Origin of the sequence: Pseudomonas sp. Colony2 (assembly GCF_019382755.1) — a bacterium.
Taxonomy (GTDB): Bacteria; Pseudomonadota; Gammaproteobacteria; order Pseudomonadales; family Pseudomonadaceae; genus Aquipseudomonas.
The window spans coordinates 6,579,919-6,604,555 of the sequence record NZ_CP080030.1 but is presented as its reverse complement, the minus strand read 5'-3'; the positions used below and the strand labels follow the sequence as shown (position 1 = coordinate 6,604,555).

At 62.0% G+C, this 24,637-nt stretch carries 23 protein-coding genes; 9 read left to right on the top strand and 14 right to left on the bottom strand.

All coding sequences use genetic code 11. The features are described 5' to 3' along the window. Nucleotides 1–128: 128 nt before the first annotated feature. The 8 genes from JV201_RS26985 to JV201_RS26950 form a co-directional block, all read right to left on the bottom strand. Nucleotides 129–758 (bottom strand): glutathione S-transferase, encoded by a 630-nt coding sequence (locus JV201_RS26985; RefSeq protein WP_008434349.1) that lies wholly within the window; start codon nt 756–758, stop codon nt 129–131. A 35-nt stretch (nt 759–793) separates the two neighbouring features. Then, complete coding sequence (locus tag JV201_RS26980; protein WP_003209216.1) at nt 794–970, bottom strand: hypothetical protein; 177 nt, start codon at nt 968–970, stop codon at nt 794–796. Continuing rightward, nucleotides 967–2,070, bottom strand: a complete 1,104-nt coding sequence (locus JV201_RS26975) for a PepSY domain-containing protein (protein WP_003209218.1) — start codon at nt 2,068–2,070, stop codon at nt 967–969. The genes JV201_RS26980 and JV201_RS26975 overlap by 4 nt, the downstream gene beginning before the upstream one ends. Nucleotides 2,071–2,132: 62 nt before the next feature. Continuing rightward, nucleotides 2,133–4,562, bottom strand: coding sequence for a TonB-dependent siderophore receptor (locus tag JV201_RS26970; RefSeq protein WP_177008823.1), 2,430 nt, complete (start codon nt 4,560–4,562; stop codon nt 2,133–2,135). A 211-nt stretch (nt 4,563–4,773) separates the two neighbouring features. Next, nucleotides 4,774–5,742, bottom strand: coding sequence for a FecR domain-containing protein (locus JV201_RS26965; protein WP_102370054.1), 969 nt, complete (start codon nt 5,740–5,742; stop codon nt 4,774–4,776). Further along, nucleotides 5,739–6,257: an RNA polymerase sigma factor gene (locus JV201_RS26960; RefSeq protein ID WP_010167452.1), complete on the bottom strand. Its 519-nt coding sequence runs from the start codon at nt 6,255–6,257 to the stop codon at nt 5,739–5,741. Before JV201_RS26960 ends, JV201_RS26965 begins: the two co-directional genes overlap by 4 nt. A 259-nt stretch (nt 6,258–6,516) precedes the next feature. Continuing rightward, nucleotides 6,517–7,224, bottom strand: a complete 708-nt coding sequence (locus tag JV201_RS26955) for a PolC-type DNA polymerase III (RefSeq protein WP_008434358.1) — start codon at nt 7,222–7,224, stop codon at nt 6,517–6,519. Continuing rightward, the gene (locus tag JV201_RS26950; RefSeq protein WP_003211088.1) at nt 7,221–9,143 is read right to left on the bottom strand and encodes a putative nucleotidyltransferase substrate binding domain-containing protein; all 1,923 of its coding nucleotides are present in this window, start codon (nt 9,141–9,143) and stop codon (nt 7,221–7,223) included. Before JV201_RS26950 ends, JV201_RS26955 begins: the two co-directional genes overlap by 4 nt. Before the next feature lie 246 nt (nt 9,144–9,389). On the opposite strand from JV201_RS26950, the gene JV201_RS26945 reads away from it, so the two are divergent. Both JV201_RS26945 and JV201_RS26940 read left to right on the top strand, forming a co-directional pair. Beyond that, on the top strand, nt 9,390–9,836 hold the full coding sequence (locus JV201_RS26945) for a response regulator (RefSeq protein ID WP_003211086.1): 447 nt from the start codon (nt 9,390–9,392) through the stop codon (nt 9,834–9,836). 134 nt (nt 9,837–9,970) lie between these two features. Further along, a complete protein-coding gene (locus JV201_RS26940) occupies nt 9,971–10,399 on the top strand; it encodes a hypothetical protein (protein WP_219406230.1) in 429 nt (142 codons plus the stop codon). A gap of 44 nt (nt 10,400–10,443) precedes the next feature. Here the strand turns inward: JV201_RS26940 and JV201_RS26935 are convergent, their stop codons facing one another. Further along, nucleotides 10,444–12,621 (bottom strand): malate synthase G, encoded by a 2,178-nt coding sequence (locus JV201_RS26935; RefSeq protein ID WP_087694745.1) that lies wholly within the window; start codon nt 12,619–12,621, stop codon nt 10,444–10,446. A 420-nt stretch (nt 12,622–13,041) separates the two neighbouring features. Between JV201_RS26935 and JV201_RS26930 the strand changes: the two genes are divergently transcribed. Beyond that, nucleotides 13,042–13,560 carry a glycine cleavage system protein R gene (locus tag JV201_RS26930; RefSeq protein ID WP_003211081.1) on the top strand — a complete coding sequence of 173 codons (519 nt, stop codon included), beginning with the start codon at nt 13,042–13,044 and terminating at the stop codon, nt 13,558–13,560. Between the two features lie 222 nt (nt 13,561–13,782). Here JV201_RS26930 and rarD read toward each other — a convergent pair whose 3' ends face one another. The 5 genes from rarD to JV201_RS26905 form a co-directional block, all read right to left on the bottom strand. Beyond that, entirely contained in the window at nt 13,783–14,667 is an 885-nt protein-coding gene (gene rarD / locus JV201_RS26925; protein ID WP_003211079.1) for an EamA family transporter RarD, read from the bottom strand. Nucleotides 14,668–14,845: 178 nt separating this feature from the next. Continuing rightward, complete coding sequence (locus JV201_RS26920) at nt 14,846–15,820, bottom strand: serine/threonine protein kinase (protein WP_003211077.1); 975 nt, start codon at nt 15,818–15,820, stop codon at nt 14,846–14,848. 193 nt (nt 15,821–16,013) lie between these two features. After that, a complete protein-coding gene (locus tag JV201_RS26915; RefSeq protein WP_219406229.1) occupies nt 16,014–17,912 on the bottom strand; it encodes a PhoX family phosphatase in 1,899 nt (632 codons plus the stop codon). 71 nt (nt 17,913–17,983) lie between these two features. After that, entirely contained in the window at nt 17,984–18,748 is a 765-nt protein-coding gene (locus tag JV201_RS26910; RefSeq protein WP_219406228.1) for a TOBE domain-containing protein, read from the bottom strand. Nucleotides 18,749–18,805: 57 nt separating this feature from the next. Continuing rightward, nucleotides 18,806–19,543, bottom strand: coding sequence for a ComF family protein (locus JV201_RS26905; RefSeq protein WP_219406227.1), 738 nt, complete (start codon nt 19,541–19,543; stop codon nt 18,806–18,808). Nucleotides 19,544–19,632: 89 nt separating this feature from the next. Here JV201_RS26905 and bioB point away from each other — a divergent pair, with 89 nt between their 5' ends. The 6 genes from bioB (at nt 19,633) to JV201_RS26875 (ending at nt 24,612) form a co-directional block, all read left to right on the top strand. Beyond that, on the top strand, nt 19,633–20,688 hold the full coding sequence (gene bioB, locus JV201_RS26900; RefSeq protein WP_003211072.1) for a biotin synthase BioB: 1,056 nt from the start codon (nt 19,633–19,635) through the stop codon (nt 20,686–20,688). A 153-nt stretch (nt 20,689–20,841) separates the two neighbouring features. Next, on the top strand, nt 20,842–22,020 hold the full coding sequence (gene bioF / locus JV201_RS26895) for an 8-amino-7-oxononanoate synthase (RefSeq protein ID WP_219406226.1): 1,179 nt from the start codon (nt 20,842–20,844) through the stop codon (nt 22,018–22,020). Continuing rightward, the gene (locus JV201_RS26890) at nt 22,013–22,744 is read left to right on the top strand and encodes an alpha/beta fold hydrolase (protein ID WP_003211068.1); all 732 of its coding nucleotides are present in this window, start codon (nt 22,013–22,015) and stop codon (nt 22,742–22,744) included. The genes bioF and JV201_RS26890 overlap by 8 nt, the downstream gene beginning before the upstream one ends. After that, nucleotides 22,737–23,546, top strand: coding sequence for a malonyl-ACP O-methyltransferase BioC (gene bioC / locus JV201_RS26885; RefSeq protein ID WP_003211066.1), 810 nt, complete (start codon nt 22,737–22,739; stop codon nt 23,544–23,546). Before JV201_RS26890 ends, bioC begins: the two co-directional genes overlap by 8 nt. Next, the gene (gene bioD, locus JV201_RS26880) at nt 23,543–24,223 is read left to right on the top strand and encodes a dethiobiotin synthase (RefSeq protein WP_008434374.1); all 681 of its coding nucleotides are present in this window, start codon (nt 23,543–23,545) and stop codon (nt 24,221–24,223) included. Before bioC ends, bioD begins: the two co-directional genes overlap by 4 nt. A 107-nt stretch (nt 24,224–24,330) precedes the next feature. Continuing rightward, nucleotides 24,331–24,612: a hypothetical protein gene (locus JV201_RS26875; protein WP_003211062.1), complete on the top strand. Its 282-nt coding sequence runs from the start codon at nt 24,331–24,333 to the stop codon at nt 24,610–24,612. Nucleotides 24,613–24,637: the final 25 nt, after the last annotated feature.

Below are 24,637 nucleotides of genomic sequence, written 5' to 3'. Positions count from 1 at the left end.
GCCCGGGAGCTTKYTGTGGCGAGGGAGCTTGCTCCCGCTGGGCTGCGCAGCGGCCCCAAAAATCCTGGGAGCGCTTCGCACTCCAGCGGGAGCAAGCTCCCTCACCACAAAAGAACCCTTGCAGCAGGTTAGGCCGGTGGCTGGGTCTGGAGCATCGACGGCCGCTGACTCACCTCGGCATACCACGCCGCCAGCTTCGGATGGCTCGACCGCCACTGCATGTCCGGGTGGCGGAAGTCCAGATAAGCCAGTGCACACGCCACGCTGATCGCGGCCACGTCAAACGGCCCGGCCAGTTCGGCGATGGCGTCCTGTTCGAGCATGTCGAGGGCGCGGCGGATCTTGTCGCGCTGGCCTTCCAGCCACAGGTCCCAATGTTTTTCCTCGGGGCGCATGGCGGTTTCATAACGCACCAGTACGGCGGCATCCATGATGCCGTCGGCGGTCGAGGCCAGGGTCAGGCGCCGCCAGCGGGCCGGGCCGTTACGGGGGATCAGTGGAGTCCCGGTGTGTTGGTAGTCGAGGTAATCGAGGATCACCCGGCTGTCGTGCAGCGCATTGCCGTCGGCCAGGCGCAGGGCGGGGATCTTGCCCAGCGCGTTGTCCTGGATCACGTCGGCGTCAGGCTTGACAGGCGTCGGCACGCAGGCGTGCAAGGTCACGCGGTCCAGTTGACCGGTCTCGTGCAACAACACCCGTACTTTGCGCACAAACGGCGAGGCAGGGTTGTGGAACAACGTCATGCTGGGGGTGGACATGGGCATTCCTCGGAAAAGGGCAGCGCTAATCTATCTCAACGCTTGAGCAACGCCCAGCTACCTATGGCGGCCGGAATGCCCAGCCCCACCCAGCTCAGCGAATCCCACAAGCCGTCCCCCAGCAATGCCGCAAACAATCCGGCAGCACTCAACAACCCGATGGCCAGCGGAATGCCGAATACCTTCCAGAAACTCGATTGCCTCGGCTTCATGACTTGGCCGCCTTGCGCCGCACCAGCCACAGGTACACGCCACTGCCCAGGACGATGATGGTCAGCACATCCAGCACCGCCCACAGGATCTTCATCGGCATGCCGCCGTAGTCACCGAAGTGCAGCGGCTGGGACATGCCCATGGCGTCCATGTACCACGGCCGTTCGGCGATGGCGGTGACGTGCAGGTTGCTGGCGTCGATCAATACCGGCGTCAGCAGGTGTGAAGTCAGGTGGGTGCTGCCTTTCATGAACACCGCGTAGTGATGCTCGCTGGAGAAACGCGTGCCGGGGAACGCGATAAAGTCCGGCTCCATCCCGGGCGCGGCCTTGGCGGCAATCGTCAGCAGGTCGGTGGCGGGGGCGCGCAGGGTCAGCGGCGGGGCGTTTTTGTAAGGCTCGATCATTGCGCTGAGGCTGTCGGTGCGCCACGCGGCGATGATCAGGTCGGCGCAGGCGCTGATCACGCCGGTCACGCCCACTACCAGCGCCCAGGTCAGGGTGACCACGCCGATCAGGTTGTGCAGGTCGAGCCAGCGCAGGCGCGTGGATTTGTCCTGGCGCACGGTGGCGAATTTCAGCCGGCGCATGAACGGCAGGTACAACACCGTGCCGGAGATGATCGCCAGCACAAACAGAATGCCCATGAACGCCAGCAGCAACTTGCCCGGCAGCCCGGCGAACATATCGACGTGCAGGCGCAGCAGGAACATCGTCAGCCCGCCGTTGGCCGAAGGCGTTTCCACGGCCTCGCCGGTGCGGGCGTCGAGCATGAAGGTGTGGGAGGAATTGGGTTCGGTGCCGGCGGTGGCGGCCATGATCGCGATCACGCCGTTCTTGTCGTCTTCGTCCCAGGCCAGGTATTGCATGGCTTCGCCGGGGCGATGGGCCTGGGCTTTGGCAACAAGCTGTTCGAGGTTCAGCTGTGGGGTATCGGCGGGCATCTGTGCCAGCTCGGGTTCGTTGCCCAGCAGGTGGTCGATCTCGTGGTGAAAGATCAACGGCAGGCCGGTGAGGGCGAGCAGCAGCAGGAATACGGTGCAGACGAGGCTGGTCCAGGTGTGGATGAAGGACCAGCGGCGGATGGTTTTGCTTTTCATTTTCTAGCCTTCAGACACACCGAAGCCGCCCACGGGGGCGGCCCGGTTGTTAACTCAGCCGATTACCACTGGTAGGTGGCACTGGCGACGACGCTGCGTTGGTCGCCGTAGTAGCAGTAGGAAGCATCGCAGGTGGAAATGTAGTCCTTGTCGAACAGGTTGGTGGCATTCAGTTTCACCGAAGCCCCCTTGAGGCTGTTGTCCAGGCGGCCGAGGTCGTAATGCACGGAGGCATCGAACACGGTGTAGGCATTGGCCTTGCCCAGCCAGGTGTTGCCCTGGTCGCCATAGGTATTGCCGGTGTAGCGGGCACCCGCGCCAATGCCGAAACCGTCGAGCACACCGGCGTGCCAGGTGTAGTCGGTCCACAGTGAGGCTTGCTGGTTTGGCATCAGTTGCAGGCGGTTGCCTTTGTATTGGCCTTTTTGCACTTCGGATTTGGCCAGGGTGTATGCAGCGATGACCTTAAGGTTCTCGGTCACGTCAGAGACGGCTTCCAATTCCAGGCCCTTGACCTTCACTTCGCCGGTCTGGTCGGTGATCGACTGGCCACCGGCACCGAAGCTGGTAACCAGCACGTTCTTTTGGGTCAGGTCATAGACCGCAGCGCTCAGCAGGGTATTTGAGCCGGGTGGCTGGTACTTGACCCCCAGCTCCCATTGCTTGCCCTCGGTGGGTTTGTACGACTCGGTTGGCGAGACGCTGGCGTTACTCGCTGGCTGGAACGATTCGGCGTAGGAGAGGTACGGAACGAAGCCCGAATCGAACACATAGCTCAGCGCGGCGTTGCCACTGAAGTTCTTGCTGCGGTCGGTATTGGTTGCATCGTTTTTGTTGAAGTAGGTGGTGCCTTGGTGCACCCAGTCTTCACGCCCGCCGAGGGTCAGGCGCCACTTGTCCAGGGCCATCTGGTCCTGGGCGTAAAGGCCAGTCTGGATGGTTTTCTGGTTGTAGTCGTAATAAGCGGTGGAGCGCGCCGGACGCACCACCGGCTTGGTGTTGACGGGGTTGTAGAGGTTGACTGTGCCGCCGTCACCGAAGATCGACAGGTACGAGGTGTCGGTGCGCTGGTGATCCAGGCCGAGCAACAGCGTGTGGGTGATATCACCGGTGGCGAAGTCAGCCTGGAAATTGTTGTCGACGGCGAACTGGCCGATGTTTTCGTCCACGTTGGTCGACGAGCGGCTGGTATTGCCCTCGGCATCAATGGTCGAGTAACCGTAGGAACCCACGGTCAGTTGCTGGAAAGCCAGCTCCGACTTGGTGTAACGCAGGTTCTGCTTGAACTGCCAGGTATCGTTGAAGCGATGCTCGAAGGCGTAGCCCAGCGCGTAGTAGGTGCGGTCGTAGTACTCGTAGTCCGGGTCGCCGAGGTTCTTGTGATGAGAGATGTCCCCCAGCGGCGATTTGATCTTGGTGCCGACAATGGGCAGGAACTGACTGGTGGCGCCGGTATCGTCGCGGGTGAACTGCGACAGGAACGTCAGCTTGGTGTCGGTATCAATATTCCAGGTCAGGCTGGGGGCGATGTTGTAGCGCTTGTTGTCGATGTGATCGACCTGGGTGCCGGCGTCGCGCACCACACCGCTGAGGCCGTAGAGAAACTGGCCTTCATCATCGATCTTGCCGGTGCTGGCGAAGTTGATCTGGCGGTAGTTGTCGCTGCCGTACTGCACCTGGATGGCATTGCTCGACTCGGCACTTGGACGTCGGCTGACCATATCCAGCAGGCCACCCGGTGGCGTCTGGCCGTAGACCGACGAGGCCGGCCCACGCAGCAGCGCAAGGCGGTCGAGGTTCCAGGTTTCGGCTTTCGGGTTGGCATACACGCCGCGTGGCAGCGGCAGGCCGTCGAGGAACTGGGTGGGTTCGAAGCCGCGTACACGCATCCAGTCGTAGCGGGTGTCACTGCCGTAGCTGGCGGACACGATACCGGGCATGTATTTGACGGCGTCATCCAGGTTCTGGACGTTGCGGTCCTGCATTTGCTGGCGAGTGGCGACGGAGATCGAACGCGGGGCTTCGACCAGTGCGGTATCGGTCTTGGTGCCGGCAGCGGTGCGGGTCGCCAGGTAACCATCAACCGGCCCCCATGCGCTTTCCGCGTCGGCCTGGCCGGTAATGCTGGTCTCCGGCAATGCCACGACCCCATCCGGGATCGCTACCAGGCTGAACGTGCCTGCACTGCTTTGCTCCAGTTGCAGCCCGGTCCCGCGCAACGCTTCACGCAATGCGCCTTGTGCATCGAATTGCCCTTTTACCGGCGCGGAAGTCTTGCCCGCTGCCAACCCCGGGTTCAGCGTCAGCGCCAAACCGGCCTGGCTGGCGATCTGGTTCAGGGTGGTGGCCAGCGACGCTGCCGGCAGATTGTAGGCGCGCACACTGGACGCTTGTTCGGCGGCGAGCAACTGGGTGCTGGCCAGCGGGGCGCTGAGGGCAATGGCCACGGCCAACAGGCTGGGGCGCAACAAGGTGTCTAGCGTGCGGGACATAGGGCGGCTCCTGAATGGAAATATTTCTCAATTGCCTATGTGCCGAGCGAGATGCAAAAAGTGATAGGGCTCGATGAAAATAATTTCTATTAGTGGGTGAGTGCTGTTTTTGAGGGCCTCATCGCAGGCAAGCCAGCTCCCACAGGGGAACGCATTCCACCTGTGGGAGCTGGCTTGCCTGCGATGACAATGGCCTATGCACCACAGGAGCCTACGGCTTGGGCGCCACCGTCACCCACCACGGCGTGTGTTGTTGAATCTGCACCGGCAAGGTCGGCAGCAGCGCGTTCAGTGCCAGGTTGGTGTCGTGCAACGGAAAGCTGCCGGTAATCCGCAGGTCGGCCACCTGTTTATCCACACCCAGGTAACCGGTGCGGTAGCGGCTCAGTTCGGCAACCACATCGCCGAGCCGCGCGTTGTCCACCACCAGCATGCCGCGCGTCCAGGCGTCGGTGCCGGGGCTGACGGCAAGCATCGGGCCGAGGCTGTCGCGGCGCATCAGCACTTGCTGGCCTTCCTTGAAGATCTGCTCTTGATGCAGCGCTTCAGGCTGTGCGCCGACGGCAGACTGCAACACGCTGAGGCGGGTGCCATCTTCCTCGCGCTTGACGATAAACCGTGTGCCCAGGGCGCGCAGGCTGCCTTCGCGGGTTTCGACAAAAAATGGGCGGGCGTCGTTGTGGCCGGTTTCGACAAGGATCTCGCCTTCCTGCAATACGATCAGCCGACGTTTCTCGTCAAAGCGCACGTCAATGGCGCTGTGGGTGTTGAGGTTGATCACGGTGCCATCCGCCAGCTTCAGGGTGCGCTGTTCACCGGTGGCGGTGCGCTGGTCGGCCAGCCAATAGTTGAGCGGCACGTAGCGCTGGCCGACGAACAATGCCAGGCCGCACACCAGCACCACACTGGCCAGGCCGCTGCCGAGCTTGCGCACGCGGCGGCGAATGCCTTCGCGCGACTGCAGCAATGCCGCACGGGCCGGGCCCGAGGCCACACTGAAACGCTGATCGAGCATGCCCAACTGGCGCCAGGCGCGGGCGTGTTCTTCGTTGCTGGCCAGCCATTTGGCGAATTCTTCCTGCTCCACGGCGCTGCCGTCGCCCGAACCGAGGGACAGTTGCCAGGCAATGGCCGCGTCGAGCACCCGCGCCGACACCGGCTTGGAACTGACCGGGCTCACAGCGGCTCGCCATACAGGGCGATGTAGCACTGGCGGATACCCTGGGCCAGGTATTGCCGCACCCGCGGCACGGAAACCCCCAGGCGCTGGGCGATTTCGGCGTGGCCCATGCCGTCGAGGCGGTTGTAGAGGAAGGCCGCGCGGGCCTTGCTCGAGAGTTTGCCCAGCAGGCGGTCGATGGCCTTGAGGTCTTCGAGGATCAGTTGCTGTTCTTCCGGGGACGGGTGCTCACTTTCCGGGATCAGCATCAGTTCGGTGAGGTAAGCCTGTTCCAGCGCGGCGCGGCGGAAATAATCGAACAGCAGGCCCTTGGCGATGGCCACCAGAAACGCCCGCGGCTCGCGGGGTTCACGCAGTTCTTCACGGCCCAGCAGGCGCATGAAGGTGTCCTGGCTGAGGTCTTCGGCGCGGCTGGGGCAGGCCACGTTGCGTCGCAGCCACGCCAACAGCCAGCTGCGATGGTCGCGGTACAACGCGCCAACAAGCTCACTGTGGGGACTTTGGATTGACGACAAGGCGACACCGATCGGAAAGTTTAAACTAACGAGAATTATTCGCGATTGTGGCAGAGGTGTAAGGCGGGTGCAATTGGCGTTGGTCGGGCGGCGGCGTAATGCTATCTATCATGATGATGCCGCTTACTGTGGCGAGGGAGCTTGCTCCCGCTCGGCTGCGCAGCAGTCGTAAGCCAGGCAGTGCATTTATTCAGTTGGAAATGGGTTGGCTGATTTGGGGGCGCTTCGCACCCCAGCGGGAGCAGCTCCCTCGCCACCATTAGAATGAGGGCGCCTGCTTGCGGCGTTTCCATTGGCCCAGGCGCTGTTGTAACGCGTGCGGGCTGTCGATCTGCTGCTGCCGTGCGCGGCTGAACAAAATCAGCATCAGTTCCGCCGTTGCCAGCGCATCCGCACTGGCATGGTGACGCTCGCCCACTTGCAGCTTGAAATGCGTGATCCAGTCATCCAGCCCGGCCTCGCGGATGTTCGCGTCGGGGCACAGCAGCGGGGCGATGTCGGCCACGTCCAGGAACGGGTGGTTCAAGCGATAGCCCAGGCTGTCCTTGAGTGCCCGGCACAGCATGTGTTGATCGAAGGGCGCATGAAACGCCAGCAGCGGGCTGTCGCCGACAAACTCCATGAAGTCCATCAGCGCTTCTGCCGGGTCACTGCCCGCTGCAATGGCGCTGGGCCCCAGGCCATGGATCAGCACGCTGGGGCTGAGCTTGGTCTCGGCCCGGTGCAGGGTGCGCTCGAATAATTGCGAGAAGTCCACTGCGCCGTCCTCGATCACCACGGCGCCAATCGAAAGCACCTGGTCACGATTGAGGTTCAGGCCGCTGGTTTCCAGGTCCACCACCACCCAGCGCTGGGCCCGCAGCGATCCGTCCCCCAGCTCCCCAGGTGTGGGCAATTGCTCGACGCGCCGTTGTTGCGCCGCATCCAGGCCAGGTTTGGGTTTGCGCAACCAGCCAAACCAGCTCACAGCTGATACCGCAACGTCAGGCTGCCTTGCAGGCGTTGGGCCTGGCGCAGGGATTCGCGCAGGATGCGCCGGTCGAGGTGGTTGAGGCTGTCGGGATCGACGCGGTTGGAGTAGGGCAGGTTCTCGCGGGTTTGCAGTTGGTGTTGTTGCATGCGGGTTTGCTGGATGAAGTGATAGGCCTCTTCATAGGCGGCGCCATCAAGGCGTTCGATGACTTCCCTGGCCACCAGTTGGCGCAAGCGCTCCAGGGTGTTGATGGCGCTGATGCCGTTGGCCAATGCCAGCAGCCGGGCACCGTCGACAAATGGCGTGAGGCCTTGCACCTTGAGGTCGAGGGTTGCCTTGTCGGCGCCTTTGCGCGTCAACACAAAATCCCGGAAGCGCCCCACCGGCGGGCGCTGGCGCAACGCGTTCTCGGCCAGCATGCGCTGGAACAAACGGTTGTCTGCCACCTGGTCGAGAATGCCCTGGCGCAATTGCTCGCACCCTTGCTCATCGCCCCACACCACCCGCAAATCAAAATAGATGCTCGAACCCAGCAGATTCTCCGGCGTCGCCTCACGGATAAACCCGGCAAAGCGCCGCGCCCATTCCGCCCGGGACAGGCACAGCTCCGGGTTACCGGCCATGATATTGCCCTTGCACAGGCTGAAGCCGCACAGCGCCAGGCTCTGGTTGATCTGTTGTGCCAGCGGCAGCAGGCGCCCGCGAATCTCGGCGGCTTCGGCGGCGTCCCGGGCTTCGAACAGGATGCCGTTGTCCTGGTCGGTATACAGCGTCTGCTCGCGGCGGCCCTCGCTGCCGAAACACAGCCAGCTGAATGGCACGCCCGGGTCGCCCTTGTCGGCCAGGGTCAACTCGATGACACGGCACACCGTGTGATCGTTGAGCAAGGTGATGATGTGGGTGATCTGCGTAGACGACGCGCCGTGGGCGAGCATGCGCTCCACCAACTGGCCGATTTCGCCGCGAATCGCCACCAGGTTTTCGACCCTGGGCGCATTGCGGATGGTGCGCGCCAGGTGCACCAGGTCCACCCGCTGCAGGGAAAACAGGTCACGCTCGGACACCACGCCACACAGGCGCTGATCCTTGACCAGGCACACGTGGGCGATATGCCGCTCGGTCATCGCAATCGCCGCGTCGAAGGCGCTGTGGTCCGGCGTGAGGAAAAACGGCGCCTGGGTCATATGGCGCTCGATGCCCTGGTTGAAATCACTGGTGCCGTCGGCCACCACCTGGCGCAGGTCCCGCAGGGTGAAAATCCCCAGGGGCGCCTTGTGCTCATCCACGATCACTATGCTGCCCACTTGCTGCTCGTGCATCTGCGTGACCGCTTCACGCAGCGGCGTCAGCGGGCTGCAGGTGACCGGGTGACGCATGGCCAATTCGCCCAGGCGGGTGTTCAGCGAATATTGGGTGCCGAGGGTTTCCACGGCCTTTTGCTGGACTTGCTGGTTGACCTGGTCCAGCAAGCTGCTCACGCCGCGCAAGGCAAAGTCGCGAAACGCGCTGGAAAGGGCGAACAGCTTGATAAAGGCCGGCTTGTTCAGTTGCAGGCAGAAGGTGTCTTCGGCGGCTTTGTGCTCGGTACGGGTGGCCCGCTCCCCCAGCAGCGCCGCCAGCGGAAAACATTCACCGGTGGTGATTTCAAAGGTGGTTTCTGTCGAGTCCGGCCGCTCGCCGACTACGCGCCCCTGCTTGACGATATAGAAGTGTTCCACCGGCCCGCCCGAGGGCTTGAGGATGCTCTCGCCGGGGCCGTAGAAGCGCAATTGACACTGCTCTACCAGAAATCCCAGGTGGGCGTTTTCCATTTGGTTGAACGGCGGGAAACGTTGCAGGAATTGCAGGGTGCCGTGGATGTTCTGCAACACAGCGGTTTTCCCCGCTTGTGTGAAAGCATCAGCTTTACTCATACCTATGACCGCAGTTTTTTTGTCGTTATCGTGCCCCATGGTCGACTCCTGCGCTGCGGGTGCCCATTGGACGTAAGTCTAGGTAGCGATTCGCCCTCACTTACTAGGGAAAAACCTTACATGAATATCGTCCAAACCCCGTAGAACGCCCACTAGGCAAACTTTCCGACGAAGTGCACATTGTTCGCCCTTCCGGCGATGTCTGACTTCTGTGCTGGGAGATTGAATAGAACTGCCGAGAAACGTATGTCCGACCACGATATTTTGAGTGATGCCGAGCGCGAGGCCCTGAGTGCTGTTATGCAGGAGCCGGATTTGCCGCCACAACGGGTTTTGATCGTGGATGACGACAAGGACGCGCGCGAACTGTTGGCAGAAATTCTTGGCCTGGACGGCATTCGTTGCATGACCGCCGACAGCGGCGAGGCTGCATGGGACTTGTTGAGTTCCAGCAGCTCCATCGGCTTGCTGATCACCGACCTGCGCATGACGCCGAGCAACGGGCTGCAATTGATTCGCCAGGTGCGCGAATCCACCCGGGCGGCGCTGCCGATCATCATCATGTCGGGTGACGCCGAAGCGCCGGATGTGATTGATGCGATGCATTTGAGCGTGGTGGACTTTTTGCTCAAGCCGATTGATAGCGTGAAGCTGGCGAAAATGGTGAAGCGGGAGTTGGGGATGGCGTCCTAGACGGTGCCATTGGTCTGATATCGCGAAGAACTGTCAATTCTGACAGTAGGAATAGCTTGAGAGCGTCTGTTTACTGGTTTGGGGTGTGCTGATCGTCGATCAGCGCCTCATAAAGCCATGAACAGGAGTTCGCTATGAGCACCAAACTTTTTCGAGTTGAAGATGAGGCCTTGCAGGACGCAAGGGTGAGGGCACTATCCGGGGATGCTTTTGTTCTTGTGCTTGCTCCCGGCAAGTTTCGGTTTTTCAGCACCAAGGAAGTCCTCGGGTTCCTGTCATGGACAGCGGTGCTTGGGGCAGGTCAAGAGCGTATTGACCTGGATTATGGGCACGATGTGCCGAACGGCCTTCATGAATTCGAGGCAAGGGGCAGGCGCGTGACTTACCGGGCGCCGGACGGTAAGGATTATTTCGGACCCACTGAAGGGACGATCTTTCTTGAAGTTGAACGCCCCCCGACCGGTACCGCTTTCACGCACAAGGGTAACTTTAGAAATGTGCGGTTCGAGTCGGATGGTAATACGGTCGTTCTCAATGGCGGTTATAAACTCAGCTCTTCTTAAACTGCTGCAAAAAAGCCCTGATCTCTCGACCAGGGCTTATTTATTTACAGGCCGTTTTTAGCCTTGAACTCCCGACGCCGACGGTGCAACACCGGCTCGGTATAGCCGTTCGGCTGCTTCGTCCCCTCAATCACCAACTCCACCGCTGCCTGGAACGCGATGTTGCTGTCGAAATCCGGAGCCAGCGGACGGTACAGCGCATCCCCGGCGTTCTGACGGTCCACCACCGGCGCCATGCGCTTGAGGCTTTCCATCACCTGGGCTTCATTGACGATGCCGTGGCGCAACCAGTTGGCAATGTGCTGGCTGGAGATACGCAGGGTGGCGCGGTCTTCCATCAGGCCGACGTCGTTGATGTCCGGGACTTTCGAGCAACCCACGCCCTGGTCGATCCAGCGCACCACGTAACCGAGGATGCCCTGGGCGTTGTTGTCCAGCTCGTTGCGGATTTCTTCGTCGGACCAATCGGTATTCTGGGCCAGGGGAATGGTCAGGATATCGTCTACCGAAGCACGTTCGCGCTTGGCCAGTTCGGCCTGGCGGGCGAACACGTCAACCTTGTGGTAGTGCAGCGCATGCAGCGCAGCCGCCGTCGGCGAAGGAACCCACGCCGTGTTGGCGCCGGCCAGCGGGTGAGCAATCTTCTGCTCCAGCATGGCGGCCATCAGGTCGGGCATCGCCCACATGCCTTTACCGATTTGTGCGCGGCCTTGCAGGCCGGTGCTCAAACCGATGTCCACGTTCCAGTTTTCGTAGGCGCCGATCCACTTCTCGGCCTTCATGGCGGCCTTGCGCACCATCGCGCCGGCTTCCATGGAGGTGTGGATCTCGTCGCCGGTACGGTCGAGGAAGCCGGTGTTGATAAACACCACGCGCTCGCTGGCGGCCTTGATGCAGGCCTTGAGGTTGACCGTGGTACGGCGCTCCTCGTCCATGATCCCGACTTTGAGCGTATTGCGCGGCAGCTTCAGCACGTCTTCGATGCGACCGAACAGCTCGTTGGTGAACGCAGCTTCTTCCGGGCCGTGCATTTTCGGTTTAACGATGTAGACCGAACCGGTGCGGCTGTTCTTGCGGCGGGTGTTGCCGTTAAGGCTGTGGATCGCCGACAGGCTGGTGAGCAGGCCATCGAGAATGCCTTCCGGCACTTCGTTGCCATCCTTGTCGAGGATCGCGTCGATGGTCATCAAGTGGCCAACGTTACGCACGAACAGCAGCGAACGACCGTGCAGGGTCACTTCCTTGCCGTCGGCACCGGTGTAGACGCGGTCGGCGTTCATGGTGCGGGTAAAGGTCTTGCCACCCTTGGCGACTTCTTCCGACAGGTCGCCCTTCATCAGGCCGAGCCAGTTGCGGTAGATCACCACCTTGTCATCGGCATCGACGGCGGCGACGGAGTCTTCGCAGTCCATGATGGTGGTCAGGGCGGCTTCCATCAGCACGTCTTTCACGCCGGCGGCGTCGGTCTGGCCGACCGGGGTGCTGGCGTCGACCTGGATTTCGAAGTGCAGGCCGTTGTGCTTCAGCAGGATGGCAGTCGGCTTGGCTGCGTCGCCCTGGTAGCCGATCAACTGGGCATCGCTGCGCAGGCCGCTGTTGCTGCCGCCCTTGAGGCTGACCACGAGCTTGCCGTCGACGATCTTGTAGCCAGTGGAGTCCACGTGGCTGCCGGCAGCCAATGGCGCGGCTTCGTCAAGGAAGGCGCGGGCGAAGGCGATGACCTTGTCGCCACGCACCTTGTTGTAGCCTTTGCCTTTCTCGGCGCCGTCGGCTTCGCTGATGGCATCGGTGCCATAGAGCGCGTCATACAGCGAACCCCAGCGCGCATTCGAGGCGTTGAGGGCGAAACGGGCGTTCATCACCGGCACTACCAGCTGCGGGCCGGCCATGTGGGCAATTTCTTCATCGACGTTTTGGGTCGAGGCCTGGAAATCCGCGGCTTCTGGCAGCAGGTATCCGATATCTTGAAGGAAGGCTTTGTAGGCCACGGCGTCGTGTGCCTGGCCGGCGTGTGCCTGGTGCCAGGTGTCGATCCGCACTTGAAAATCGTCGCGTTTGGCGAGTAGGGCTTTGTTCTTCGGCGCCAGGTCGTGGATGACCTTGTCGGCACCGGCCCAGAACTGGTCGGCGGTAATGCCGGTACCAGGAATGGCTTCGTTGTTCACGAAGTCGAACAGGACTTTGGCGACCTGCAGGCCACCGACTTGAACGTGTTCAGTCATTGCTTGCCTCACTCTGCGGAGCTTATGCGCTTTTCAGCTTTTCAATTTACCAATGAAGCCTCTGGCCATGTAAACCGTGAACACGCTGCACCAGTACATGCCGTAGAAGGCGGCTGGGCGGGCTGCGTCGCGGTGCGTGGTTGCCTTGGCAGACATCGACCTAACGTTATGTAGTGCGCGATTGGGCATACTACATGATGAGTTGCGGTTGTGAAAATTAGACTAAATACGTCGTTTAGCGACCCACTTTGGTCGTACGGTCACAGTGGGGTACGGGATGCTCTCAAAAAACTATTGGATTGTTCCATATAAATATAAAAATGGTACACGATTTGTTTTCGTGGCTACCTGAGTCCACCTTGGTAGGTACGAGGGGAACGCCTGGTTCCTACCTGATTTTCATAAGAAGAGGACGACACCATGGACCATCTCGTACTGACTGTCATCGCCCCGGACAAACCCGGTGTGGTCGAACGCATCGCCCAATGCATCGCCGCCCATGGCGGCAACTGGCTGGAAAGCCGCATGGCGCACATGGCCGGGCAGTTTGCCGGGATTTTGCGGGTGAGCGTGCCGGCGGAAAATCGGCTGGACTTGATTGGCGCGCTGGAAGACTTGTCCACCCACGGCATTCGCGTGCTGCTGGGCGAAAGCAGTTCGCTCGCCCCCAGCGAGTCGCAACCCATCGCGATGGAACTGGTCGGTAACGACCGGCCGGGGATTGTTCGCGACATCACCGCGCTGCTCAGCAAGCAGGGTGTCAACCTGGAGCGCTTGATCACCGACGTGCGCCCGGCGCCCATGAGCAGCGACCTGCTGTTCCACGCCGAAGCCTTGCTGGCGGTGCCGTTGACGCTGCCGCTGGAAACCTTGCAGGCGGCGCTGGAAACCCTGGCCGACGACTTGATGGTGGAACTGGAACTACGCAGCGAGGAATAGTTGCCCGCAAGGTTATGCATCGAAATCTTGCATGGGCCTGTGGATAACCTGTAGAGACCCGCGTCCGGCCCAGGCGGGCCATGGCTCTTCGCCGGCTGGCTAAAAAACGAACAGTTTCAAGGGCTTGTGCACAAACGCCGGGGACCAGGCTGTGGATAACCTTGGGGTGAATGCCTGCAAGCCACACCAGCTGTGGCTTGCAGAGGTTTGTACGTTATTTGATCAGTTTTTCCGCACAGTCATCCAGGCGTCGATGCTGTAAACCACCAGGCCGGCCCAGATAAAGCAGAAGGCGATCAGCGTGGCGGGTGCCAGGTGTTCGTTGAATAACAGCACGGCTTCCAGCAGCACCAGGGTGGGCGCCACGTATTGCAGGAAGCCCAGGGCGGTGTAGGGCAAATGCCGTGCGGCGGCGTTGAAACACACCAGCGGGATCAGCGTCACCGGGCCTGCGGCCACCAGCCACCACGCTTCGGAGGTGCTCCAGAATTCCATCTGTGCGCTGTGGGCCGAGGGGTTGAACAGCAACCATGCGATGGCAATCGGCACCAGCATCCAGGTTTCCACCACCAGCCCGGGCAATGCCTTGACCGGCGCCTGCTTGCGGATCAACCCGTAGAAACCAAAGGTCGCCGCCAGGACCAGGGATACCCACGGCAGGCTGCCGACTTGCCATACCTGTTGCGCCACACCTACCGCTGCCAGGCCCACGGCCACCCATTGCAGGCGGCGCAGGCGCTCGCCGAGGATCACCATGCCCAGCAGCACGTTCACCAGCGGGTTGATGTAGTAACCCAGGCTGGCCTCCAGCATGCGGCCACTGTTCACCGACCACACATAGGTCAGCCAGTTGGCCGCGATCAAGGTGCCGCTCAGGGCCAGGATCGCCAGGCGCCTGGGGTTGTCCCGCAGTTCTCGGAGCCAGCCCGGGTGTTTCCAGACTATCAGCAGCAGACTGCCGAACAGCGCCGACCACAGCACGCGGTTGACGATGATTTCTGCGGCGGGAACGCTGGCGATGGCCTTGAAGTAGATCGGGAACAGGCCCCAGATGACGTAGGCGCTCAGGCCCAATATGTACCCGCGACGGGGGTTGGCGGCTTGCATGCAGAATCCTTGCTTAGGCAGCTAACAAAGCCGCGATTGTAAGGATATTTGTCAGTCAGTGGGATGTGCTTTTCTGTAGGCGCTGGCTTGCCGGCGATGGCTTCACCTCGGTTCCACTGATACACCGAGGCGCTTGCATCGCCGGCAAGCCAGCTCCTACAGGGGATTGTGGTGTGCGTTAGAACAGTTTCAAGGGTTCTTCATTGAGCGCCGACAACTGCTCGCGCAACGCCAGCACCTGGTCGCCCCAGTAACGTTCGCTGCCAAACCAGGGAAAGCTGTGGGGGAACGCCGGGTCGTCCCAGCGCCGTGCAAGCCAGGCGCTGTAGTGCATCAGGCGCAGGGCACGCAGGGGTTCGATCAGGGCCAGTTCGCGCGGGTCGAAGTCGTGGAATTCCTGGTAGCCGTCCATCAATTCCGACAGTTGCCCCAGGCATTCCTGACGATCACCGGCGAGCATCATCCACAGGTCCTGAACGGCGGGGCCCATGCGGCAGTCATCGAGGTCGACGATATGGAACATCTCGTCGCGGCACATCATGTTGCCGGGGTGGCAATCGCCGTGCATGCGGATGTTCTTGTGGGGCGTGGCCTTGTAGACCTCCTCCACACGCTTGAGCAGGTCGCGGGCCACGGACTCGTAGGCTGGCAGCAGGCTGCGAGGAATGAAGTTGCCTTCCAGCAGGGTGTTCAGGGAATCGTGACCGAAATTCTTCACGCCCAGGGCTTCGCGGTGTTCGAAGGGGCGGGTGGAACCGACCGCATGCAGGCGGCCGAGCAATTGGCCGAGGCGATACAACTGGTCGAGGTTGCCCGGCTCCGGTGCGCGTCCGCCACGGCGCGGGAACAGGGTGAAGCGGAAACCCGCGTGCTCGAACAGGCTTTCACCGTTGTGAATCATCGGCGCCACCACCGGCACTTCGCACTCGGCCAGTTCGAAGGTGAAGCTGTGTTCTTCGAGGATCGCTTCGTTGGTCCAGCGTTGCGGCCGATAGAACTTGGCGATCAAGGGCTCGGAGTCTTCGATGCCGACCTGGTAGACACGGTTTTCGTAGCTGTTGAGCGCGAGGATGCGGGCGTCGCTGAGGAAACCGATGCTTTCGACTGCGTCGAGCACCAGGTCAGGGGTCAGTGTTTCAAACGGGTGTGCCATGCGAACTCCTGCGCGCAGCAGGGCGCCGCGTCCGGCCGGGTATGGTAACGCACCCAGGGGTGGATAGGTGGTGACTGTTCTGACGCCTTCGCGAGCAAGTCGAATCGTCGCACCGCCGCTCCCACATTAAACCGAGTCCTGGCTTTGGAATGCGGTCAAATGTGGGAGCGGGCTTGCTCGCGAAGAGGCCTTATCAGGCGCCGACGATCCCGCCATCATCCCGACGAATCGCCATCACCGAGGACCGTGGCTTGCCATTTGGCAGATGCTCCGGCCAGGTCGACCCACCGGTTTCCCCCGGATGCTGAATCCCCACAAACAGGGTTTTCTGGTCCGGCGAGAAGCTGATCCCGGTCACTTCACAGGCCACCGGCCCCACCATGAACCGCCGAATTTCACCGGTCGACGGGTCGGCACACAGCATCTGGTTATTGCCCATCCCGGCAAAGTCGCCGCCGTTGCTGTAGTCGCCATCGGTGAGGATCCACAACCGCCCGGCCTTGTCGAAGCCCAGGCCGTCCGGGCTGTTGAACATGTTCTGCGGGTTGATGTTGGACGAGCCGCCTTTTGGCGTGCCGGCATGCACGGTCGGGTTGCCGGCCACCACGAACAGGTCCCAGCTGAAGTCCGGCGCGCCATGGTCGTTGGCGTTGGCCTTCCAGCGCAGGATCTGCCCGTAGACGTTTTTCTCCCGCGGGTTCGGGCCGCCCACCGGCTGGCCGTCTTCGCCGCGCTTGGCGTTGTTGGTCAGGGTGCAATACACCTGGCCGTCGGTGGGGCTGACCACGATCCATTCCGGGCGGTCCATGCGGGTGGCTTTCACCACGCTGGCGGCCAGGCGCGCGTGGATCAGCACTTCGGCCTGGCTGGTAAAACCGCTGTTGGCGTCGATGCCGTTCTTGCCGTAGGTCAGTTCGACCCATTGGCCCTGGCCCTTGGGATGGTCGGCATTGCCGTCGCCCGCGTCGAAAATCGCCACATACAAAGTGCCGTGGTCCAGCAGGTCCTTGTTGGCCTTGGGATTCTTGTGATTGATCTTGTCGCGGCTGATGAACTTGTAGATGAACTCGCCGCGCTCGTCGTCGCCCATGTACACCACGGCGCGGCCGTCGCGGGTTTCCGCCAGCGCAGCATTTTCATGCTTGAAGCGGCCGAGGGCGGTGCGCTTGACCGGTGTGGATTGCGGGTCGAACGGGTCGATTTCCACCACCCAGCCATGGCGGTTGAGTTCGTTGGGATTCTTGGCCATGTCGAATCGGGGGTCGTGGGGGTGCCAGTTGATGTCTTTGCTGGCGGCGACCACGCCATAGCGTTTCTGCCCGGCGTCGAAGGTGTGTTGCGGGTTGCTGCTGCCGAAGCAGTCGGTGAAGTTCTCTTCGCAGGTGAGATACGTGCCCCACGGGGTCTTGCCGTTGGCGCAGTTCTGGAAGGTGCCGAGGACTTTTTTGCCGGTTTTGTCGGCGCTGGTTTTCAGCCAGGCATGGCCCGCCGCAGGGCCACCGAAGCGGATTGGCGAGTTGCCGTGGATGCGCCGGTTGTAGCGCGAGTCCTGGACGAACTGCCAGGTGTCGCCTTTGCGCCGTACTTCGATCACCGACACCCCTTCGCTGGCCAACGCCTTGCGCACGTCTTCCGCCGATTGCGGCGCGCCACCGTGGGCGTAGAGGTAGCGGTAGTTGGTGTATTCGTTGTTGATCGCCATCAGCGCGCGGTTGTCGTCACCGGGGAAGGCGAACAGGCTCATGCCGTCGTTGTTGTCGCCGAACTGCTGTTCCTGGGCCTTGGCCGTGCCGTTGCCGCTGGGGTCGAAGGCCGGCGCGTTCTTGTGCAGCGGCTGGCCCCAGCTGATCAGTACCGAGGCGCTGTAGCCGGGCGGCAGGGTGATGGTGTCGCTGGTGGCCGAGGCGATGCTGGCAAAGCCCAGAAGCGGGCTGTTCGACGCGGCGTTGACCGCCAGGGCGCTGCGGGTCAGCAGGTTGCCGCCGAGGAACATCGCGGCACCGCACAGGGCGCCGGCGCCGATAAAACGCCGGCGGCTGAGGCCGACCATCTGTTCCAGGTCGGTGGCTTGGTTTTCTTCTAATAGGCTCATTTCAGGCTCCCTGCGGGTTTTTGCAGCCACCTTAGGGAGCAGTCGTGACGAAATTGTTGCAGTTTGAAGCGCTACACCGGAGTGCCCAGCAGCACGTTGCTGGGGGAGAACTGCACCTTCACCTGCAGGCCTTCGGCGGCATGGATCTGCGCAAGCGCGTCGGGCCGGGCCAGGGCGCAGAGAACCTGGCCGTTGGGCAAGGTGATCCGCACCTCGCTGGGGCCGTCTTCGGCATCGAGAATGGCGTCGATTTTTCCTTCCAGGCAATTGTGTCCAGGTGTTGCTGCCTGCGTGACGGCCAGTACTTCAAGCCAGCCGGCCTTGATCAGGGCGACGACTTCGGTGCCGATCTCCACCTCCAGGCGCAAGGTGCTGTCGTGGGTGATCTGCGCATCCAGGCGCAGCCCGGCTGCCAGCTCCAGGCGAATCAGGTCATTGCGGCCGTGGCTGTCGATGGCGATCACCCGGCCGTGCAACTGGTTACGTGCGCTGGTGCGCAGCATCAGGCGGCCCAGCAGGTTGAAGTCGCTGGCGTCTTCGGCGCAATCCAGCACCTGGGCTTGCAGTACCTGCAGGCGTTGGTAAAGGCGTAATACCCGCTCACCCTCGGCCGTCAACCTGGCGCCGCCACCGCCCTTGCCGCCGACGCTGCGTTCCACCAGGGGCTTTTGCGCCAGGTTGTTCAGTTCGTCGATGGCGTCCCAGGCCGCCTTGTAGCTCAGCCCCGCACTCTTTGCGGCGCGGGTGATGGAGCCTTGTTCGGCAATATGTTGCAGCAGTGCAATGCGCTGCGGGCGACGGACGATGTGTTGGCTCAAGAGGGTTGGCAGGGACATGGTTACACGCTTCGATGGAATGGGCTGACGTTGCGGGCAGGGCGCCCGCGAGTCAAGTCATGTGCCGGGCTTGGGCGTACGCGCCAGGCAATACACATCCACCTGTCGGGCGCCGGCATCCATCAACAGGCGGGCGAGACTGCTGGCGGTGGCGCCGGTGGTCAGTACGTCGTCGATCAGCGCCAAGTGCCGGCCTTTGACTTGCGCGCCGTCGGTCAGGGCGAAGGCCTGGTGCAGGTTGCGCTTGCGGGTCCTGGCGTCCAGGTCTTGCTGCGCCACGGTTTCACGCGGCCGTGACAGCAGGTGCTCATCCCAGGGAATGTTCAAGTCCTCACTCAGCCAGCGGGCGAGCATCGCCGCCTGGTTGAAGCCCCGTTCCCGCAGGCGTTTGCGGGCCAGGGGCACGGGCAGCAGGCAGTCGGGGCGAGCCAGCGCGGCATCTTCATAGCGGTGTTGCAGGAATTGTCCCAACAGGTGCGCAAGCAGGTGCCCCAGCGGCCAGCGGGCCTGATGCTTGAAACGGCTGATCAGGCTGTCGATGGGGAAGCTGTAGGTCCACGGCGCGACGACCTGCTTGAACGCCTGAGGTTGCTTCAAGCACTGGCCGCACACCAGGCCCGTCGCCGGCAACGGCAGTGCGCACACCTCGCAATGTTCCATCAGCCAGGGCAGCTCGGTTTCGCAGGCGCTGCAGACAGGATCGGCCGTTCCGCTGCTTTCATCGCAGATTAAACAGGTTTGGTTGCTTTTTAACCAGATGTAAACCTCGTGTTTGTTCTCAAGTTGACAGTGCATGAATCTTCCTTAAATATGCCGAGCATCCGTGTCGTACCTGTGGGTATTACTCCCACAGGGCTTGCCAAAGCATAATCAAGGAATCGCCCATGAGCGCCAGCATCACTGCCAACCTGCGTCACGATTGGTCTTTAGCCGAAGTCAAAGCGCTGTTCGTGCAGCCCTTCAACGACCTGTTGTTCCAGGCGCAGACCGTGCACCGCGCGCATTTCGACGCTAACCGCGTCCAGGTTTCCACGCTGCTGTCGATCAAGACCGGCGCCTGCCCGGAAGATTGCAAATATTGTCCGCAGTCGGGCCACTACAACACCGGCCTGGAAAAAGAGAAGCTGATGGAAGTGCAGAAGGTCCTCGAAGAGGCCGCTCGCGCCAAGGCCATCGGTTCGACCCGTTTCTGCATGGGCGCCGCCTGGAAGCATCCGTCAGCCAAAGACATGCCCTACGTGCTGGAGATGGTCAAAGGCGTGAAGGCCATGGGCCTGGAAACCTGCATGACCCTCGGCCGTCTCGATCAGGACCAGACCGAAGCCCTGGCCCAGGCCGGCCTCGATTACTACAACCACAACCTCGACACGTCGCCGGAGTTCTACGGTTCGATCATCACCACCCGCACCTACGGTGAGCGCTTGCAAACCCTGGCGTACGTGCGTGATTCGGGGATGAAGATCTGCTCCGGCGGCATCCTCGGCATGGGCGAGTCCCTGGACGACCGCGCCAACCTGCTGATCCAGTTGGCCAACCTGCCGGAGCATCCGGAATCGGTGCCGATCAACATGCTGGTGAAAGTTGCCGGCACGCCGCTGGAAAACGCCGACGACATCGACCCGTTCGACTTCATCCGCATGCTGGCGGTGGCGCGCATCCTGATGCCGCAGTCCCATGTGCGGCTGTCGGCCGGGCGTGAGGCGATGAACGAGCAGATGCAGGCCCTGGCGTTTTTTGCCGGCGCCAACTCGATTTTCTACGGCGACAAACTGCTGACCACCGCCAACCCGCAGGCGGACAAGGACATGCAACTGTTCTCGCGCCTGGGCATCCTGCCGGAAGCTCGTGAAGAGCACGCCGATGAAGTGCACCAGGCGGCGATCGAGCAGGCGCTGGTGGAGCAGAAGAGCAGCGAGCAGTTCTATAACGCGGCTGTTTGATACGTCCACTTTGGAATGCCATCCAAATGTGGGAGCGGGCTTGCTCGCGAAGGCGGTGTGTCAGCCAATACATAAGCTGACTGATCCACTGCTTTCGCGAGCAAGCCCGCTCCCACATTTTTGACTGCGTTCAACCTGATCTACCGAGGTCTCATGTCTTTCGATCTCGCCGCGCGTCTTGCGGCTCGTCGTGCCGAACACCTGTATCGCCAACGTCCACTGCTGCAGAGCCCGCAAGGCCCTGAAGTGGTGGTCGATGGCCAACCGTTGCTGGCGTTCTGCAACAACGATTACCTGGGCCTGGCCAATCACCCGCAAGTGATTGAAGCCTGGCGTGCGGGCGCGGCGCGTTGGGGTGTCGGTGGCGGCGCTTCGCATCTGGTCATCGGACACAGCACGCCGCACCATGAACTGGAAGAAGCCCTGGCCGACCTGACCGGTCGCCCGCGAGCGCTGTTGTTCACCACCGGTTACATGGCCAACCTCGGCGCCGTCACGGCGCTGGTGGGGCAGGGCGATACGGTGCTGGAAGACCGCCTTAACCACGCCTCGTTGCTGGATGCCGGTTTGCTCTCGGGTGCGCGCTTCAATCGTTACCTGCACAACGATGCTGAAAGCCTGGCCAAGCGCCTGGAGAAAGCCACCGGCAATACGCTGGTGGTGACCGACGGCGTGTTCAGCATGGACGGTGACCTGGCCGACTTGCCGGCGCTGGCCCGTGAAACCCGGGCCAGGGGCGCATGGTTGATGGTGGATGACGCCCATGGCTTCGGGCCTTTGGGCGCCAACGGTGGCGGGATCGTCGAGCATTTCGGTTTGAGCCAGGAAGACGTTCCGGTGTTGGTGGGCACTCTGGGCAAAGCCTTCGGTACTGCCGGCGCGTTTGTCGCGGGCAGCGAAGAGCTGATCGAAAGCCTGATCCAGTTCGCCCGCCCGTATATCTACACCACCAGCCAACCGCCGGCATTGGCCTGCGCCACGCTGAAAAGCCTGGAATTGCTGCGCACCGAGCATTGGCGGCGGGAGCATCTCAATGGGCTGATCCGCCAGTTCCGCCAGGGCGCAGAGCAGATTGGCCTGGAACTGATGGACAGTTTCACGCCGATCCAGCCGATCATGATTGGCGACAGTGCCCGCGCCGTGCGTTTGTCGCAGATGCTGCGCGAGCGCGGGCTGATGGTCACCGCGATCCGCCCACCGACCGTGCCCGCCGGCAGTGCCCGTCTGCGGGTGACTCTCACGGCGGCCCACAGTGAAGCCCAGGTGCAGCTATTGTTAAGCGCATTGGAAGAGTGTTTCTGCTTGTTAGGCCAGGAGCCCGACCATGCGTGATCGACTGATATTGCTGCCTGGCTGGGGCCTCGGCGTTTCGCCGCTGGAACCGCTGGCGGCGGCGTTGCAGGGGCTGGATGAACACTTGCAGGTGCAGATCGAACCGTTGCCGGACGTGGAGTCGGACGACCTTCAAGAGTGGCTCGATGAGCTGGATTCGACCTTGCCCCAAGACGTCTGGCTGGGTGGTTGGTCCCTCGGCGGCATGCTTGCTGCCGAGTTGGCCGCCCGGCGCGGTGATCATTGTTGCGGTTTGCTCACCTTTGCCAGCAACGCAAGCTTCGTGGCCTGGTCTCGCTGGGACCATGGCATGCACGAAGAGGATTTTATTGCGTTTCTTAACGGTTGCCGCCTTGATCCGGTTGCGACGTTAAAACGCTTCAGTCTGCTTTGCGCCCGGGGCTCCAGCGATCCCCGATCACTTGCTCGGCTATTGCTGGCGGGTGCCCCTAAAACCTCCGCGCAGACCTTGCTCAGTGGTCTGGAGCTGTTGGGCCGATTGGACACCCGCCAGGCGCTGGTCGACTTTCAAGGGCCGCAGTTGCATCTGTTTGCCGGGCTGGACGGGCTGGTTCCGGCTGAAGTGGCGAGTGAGTTGTTCGCCTTGTTGCCTGACGTTGAAATCGGCCTGATTGAACAGGCCGGTCACGCTTTTCTACTGGAGGACCCCCACGGTGTGGCGGGGGCCATCCAGGCTTTTTTGCATGAGTGCGGTGATGACTGATTTGTCCCATGTGCTGCCCGGCGGCTTGCCAGACAAGCGCCAGGTAGCGGCCTCCTTTTCCCGCGCAGCCGCCAGTTACGACAGCGTTGCCGAGTTGCAGCGTGCGGTGGGCAGCGAGCTGTTGCGGCGTTTGCCCGAAGGTCTTTCTCCACAACGCTGGCTGGACCTGGGCAGTGGCACGGGCTATTTCAGTCGTGTGCTGGGCCAGTCATTTGCGGGTAGCCAGGGTTTGGCCCTGGATATCGCCGAGGGCATGCTCAAACACGCCCGGCCGCTGGGCGGTGCACAACATTTCATCGCTGGCGATGCCGAGCGCTTGCCCTTGCAGGACGCCAGTTGCGGGCTGATCTACTCCAGTTTGGCGGTGCAGTGGTGCTCGGATTTTGCCGCAGTGCTCAGCGAAGCGCGGCGGGTATTGCAGCCCGGCGGCGTGCTGGCGTTTGCCAGCCTCTGCGTGGGAACGCTGGATGAGTTGCGCGAAAGCTGGCGCGCAGCGGATGGCATGGTTCATGTGAACCGCTTCCGGCCGTTCAGTGCTTATGAGCAACTGTGCGCAGCCAGTGGTTTGCGGGTGCGCAGCCTGGAGCAGTGTCCCCACGTGTTGCATTACCCCGACGTGCGCAGCCTGACCCACGAACTGAAAGCGTTGGGTGCGCACAATCTGAACCCGGGGCGCCCAGGAGGGTTGACGGGCCGGGCGCGGATTGTTGCACTGGTGCAAGCCTACGAGCAGTTCCGCCAGGCCCAGGGCCTGCCGGCAACTTATCAAGTGGTGTACGCCGTCCTGGAGAAACCTCTATGAATGCCGCTTACTTCATCACGGGGACCGACACCGACGTCGGCAAGACCACCGTCGCTGCCGGCCTGCTGCATGCCGCGCGGCAAGCCGGCAAAAGTACGGCGGCGGGCAAGCCGGTAGCCTCTGGGTGCCAGCTGACGCCCAAGGGCCTGCGCAATTCGGACGCCCTGGCGTTGCTGGCCGAGTGTTCGTTGCCGTTGAGTTATGCCGAGGTCAACCCGGTGGCCTTCGAGCCGGCCATCGCGCCGCATCTGGCGGCCCGTGAAGCCGGCGTGGCGCTGACGGTGCAGTCGTTGTTGAAGCCCATGCAGCACGTTCTCGCCAAGCAGGCGGACTTCACCTTGATCGAAGGTGCGGGCGGCTGGCGTGTGCCATTGGCGGACCAGGACAATTTGTCGGACCTGGCCCAGGCGCTGAAGCTGCCGGTGATCCTGGTGGTGGGTGTGCGGCTGGGGTGTATCAGTCACGCGTTGTTGACCGCAGAAGCCATCGCCCGGGACGGGTTGCCGCTGGCGGGCTGGGTGGCCAATATCATCGACCCCAAGACCTCTCGTCTGGAAGAAAACCTCGCGACCCTGGCTGAACGACTCCCCGCGCCATGCCTGGGAAGGGTGCCCAAGCTCAAGCATCCCAGCGCCGAAGCGGTCGCCGCGTACTTGCAACTGGACCTGCTTGACTAGTTTTGCCTATCGAGAAGGCATTATGCCATTAGTGTTTTTGACGAGCGTTTTGCCGGTAGGTCTGCTTCAATAACAGTTCACGATTCTCTTATAGGCAGGTTCACGCCATGGAAATCTCTGGTAGCAGCGCGTTTTACTCGGGACTGAGCGCGATTCAGACCGGGCAGAACCGTGTCGACCAGGCCGCCGGCAAGATTGCCAGCGCCGCCACTTCCCAGCCTTCGGACGCGCAAAGTGATCGTTTGCGTTCGGTAGACGCCAATCAGGCCAGCAACTCGGCGAGCAACATGGTCGAGATGGCCCAAGGCAAGTTCCAGGTTGAACTGGGCGCCAAAGTCGCCAAGGCTTCCGACGAAATGCTCGGCACCTTGATCGATACTTACGCATAACCCCCCTCTTATCGTGCGAGCTGGC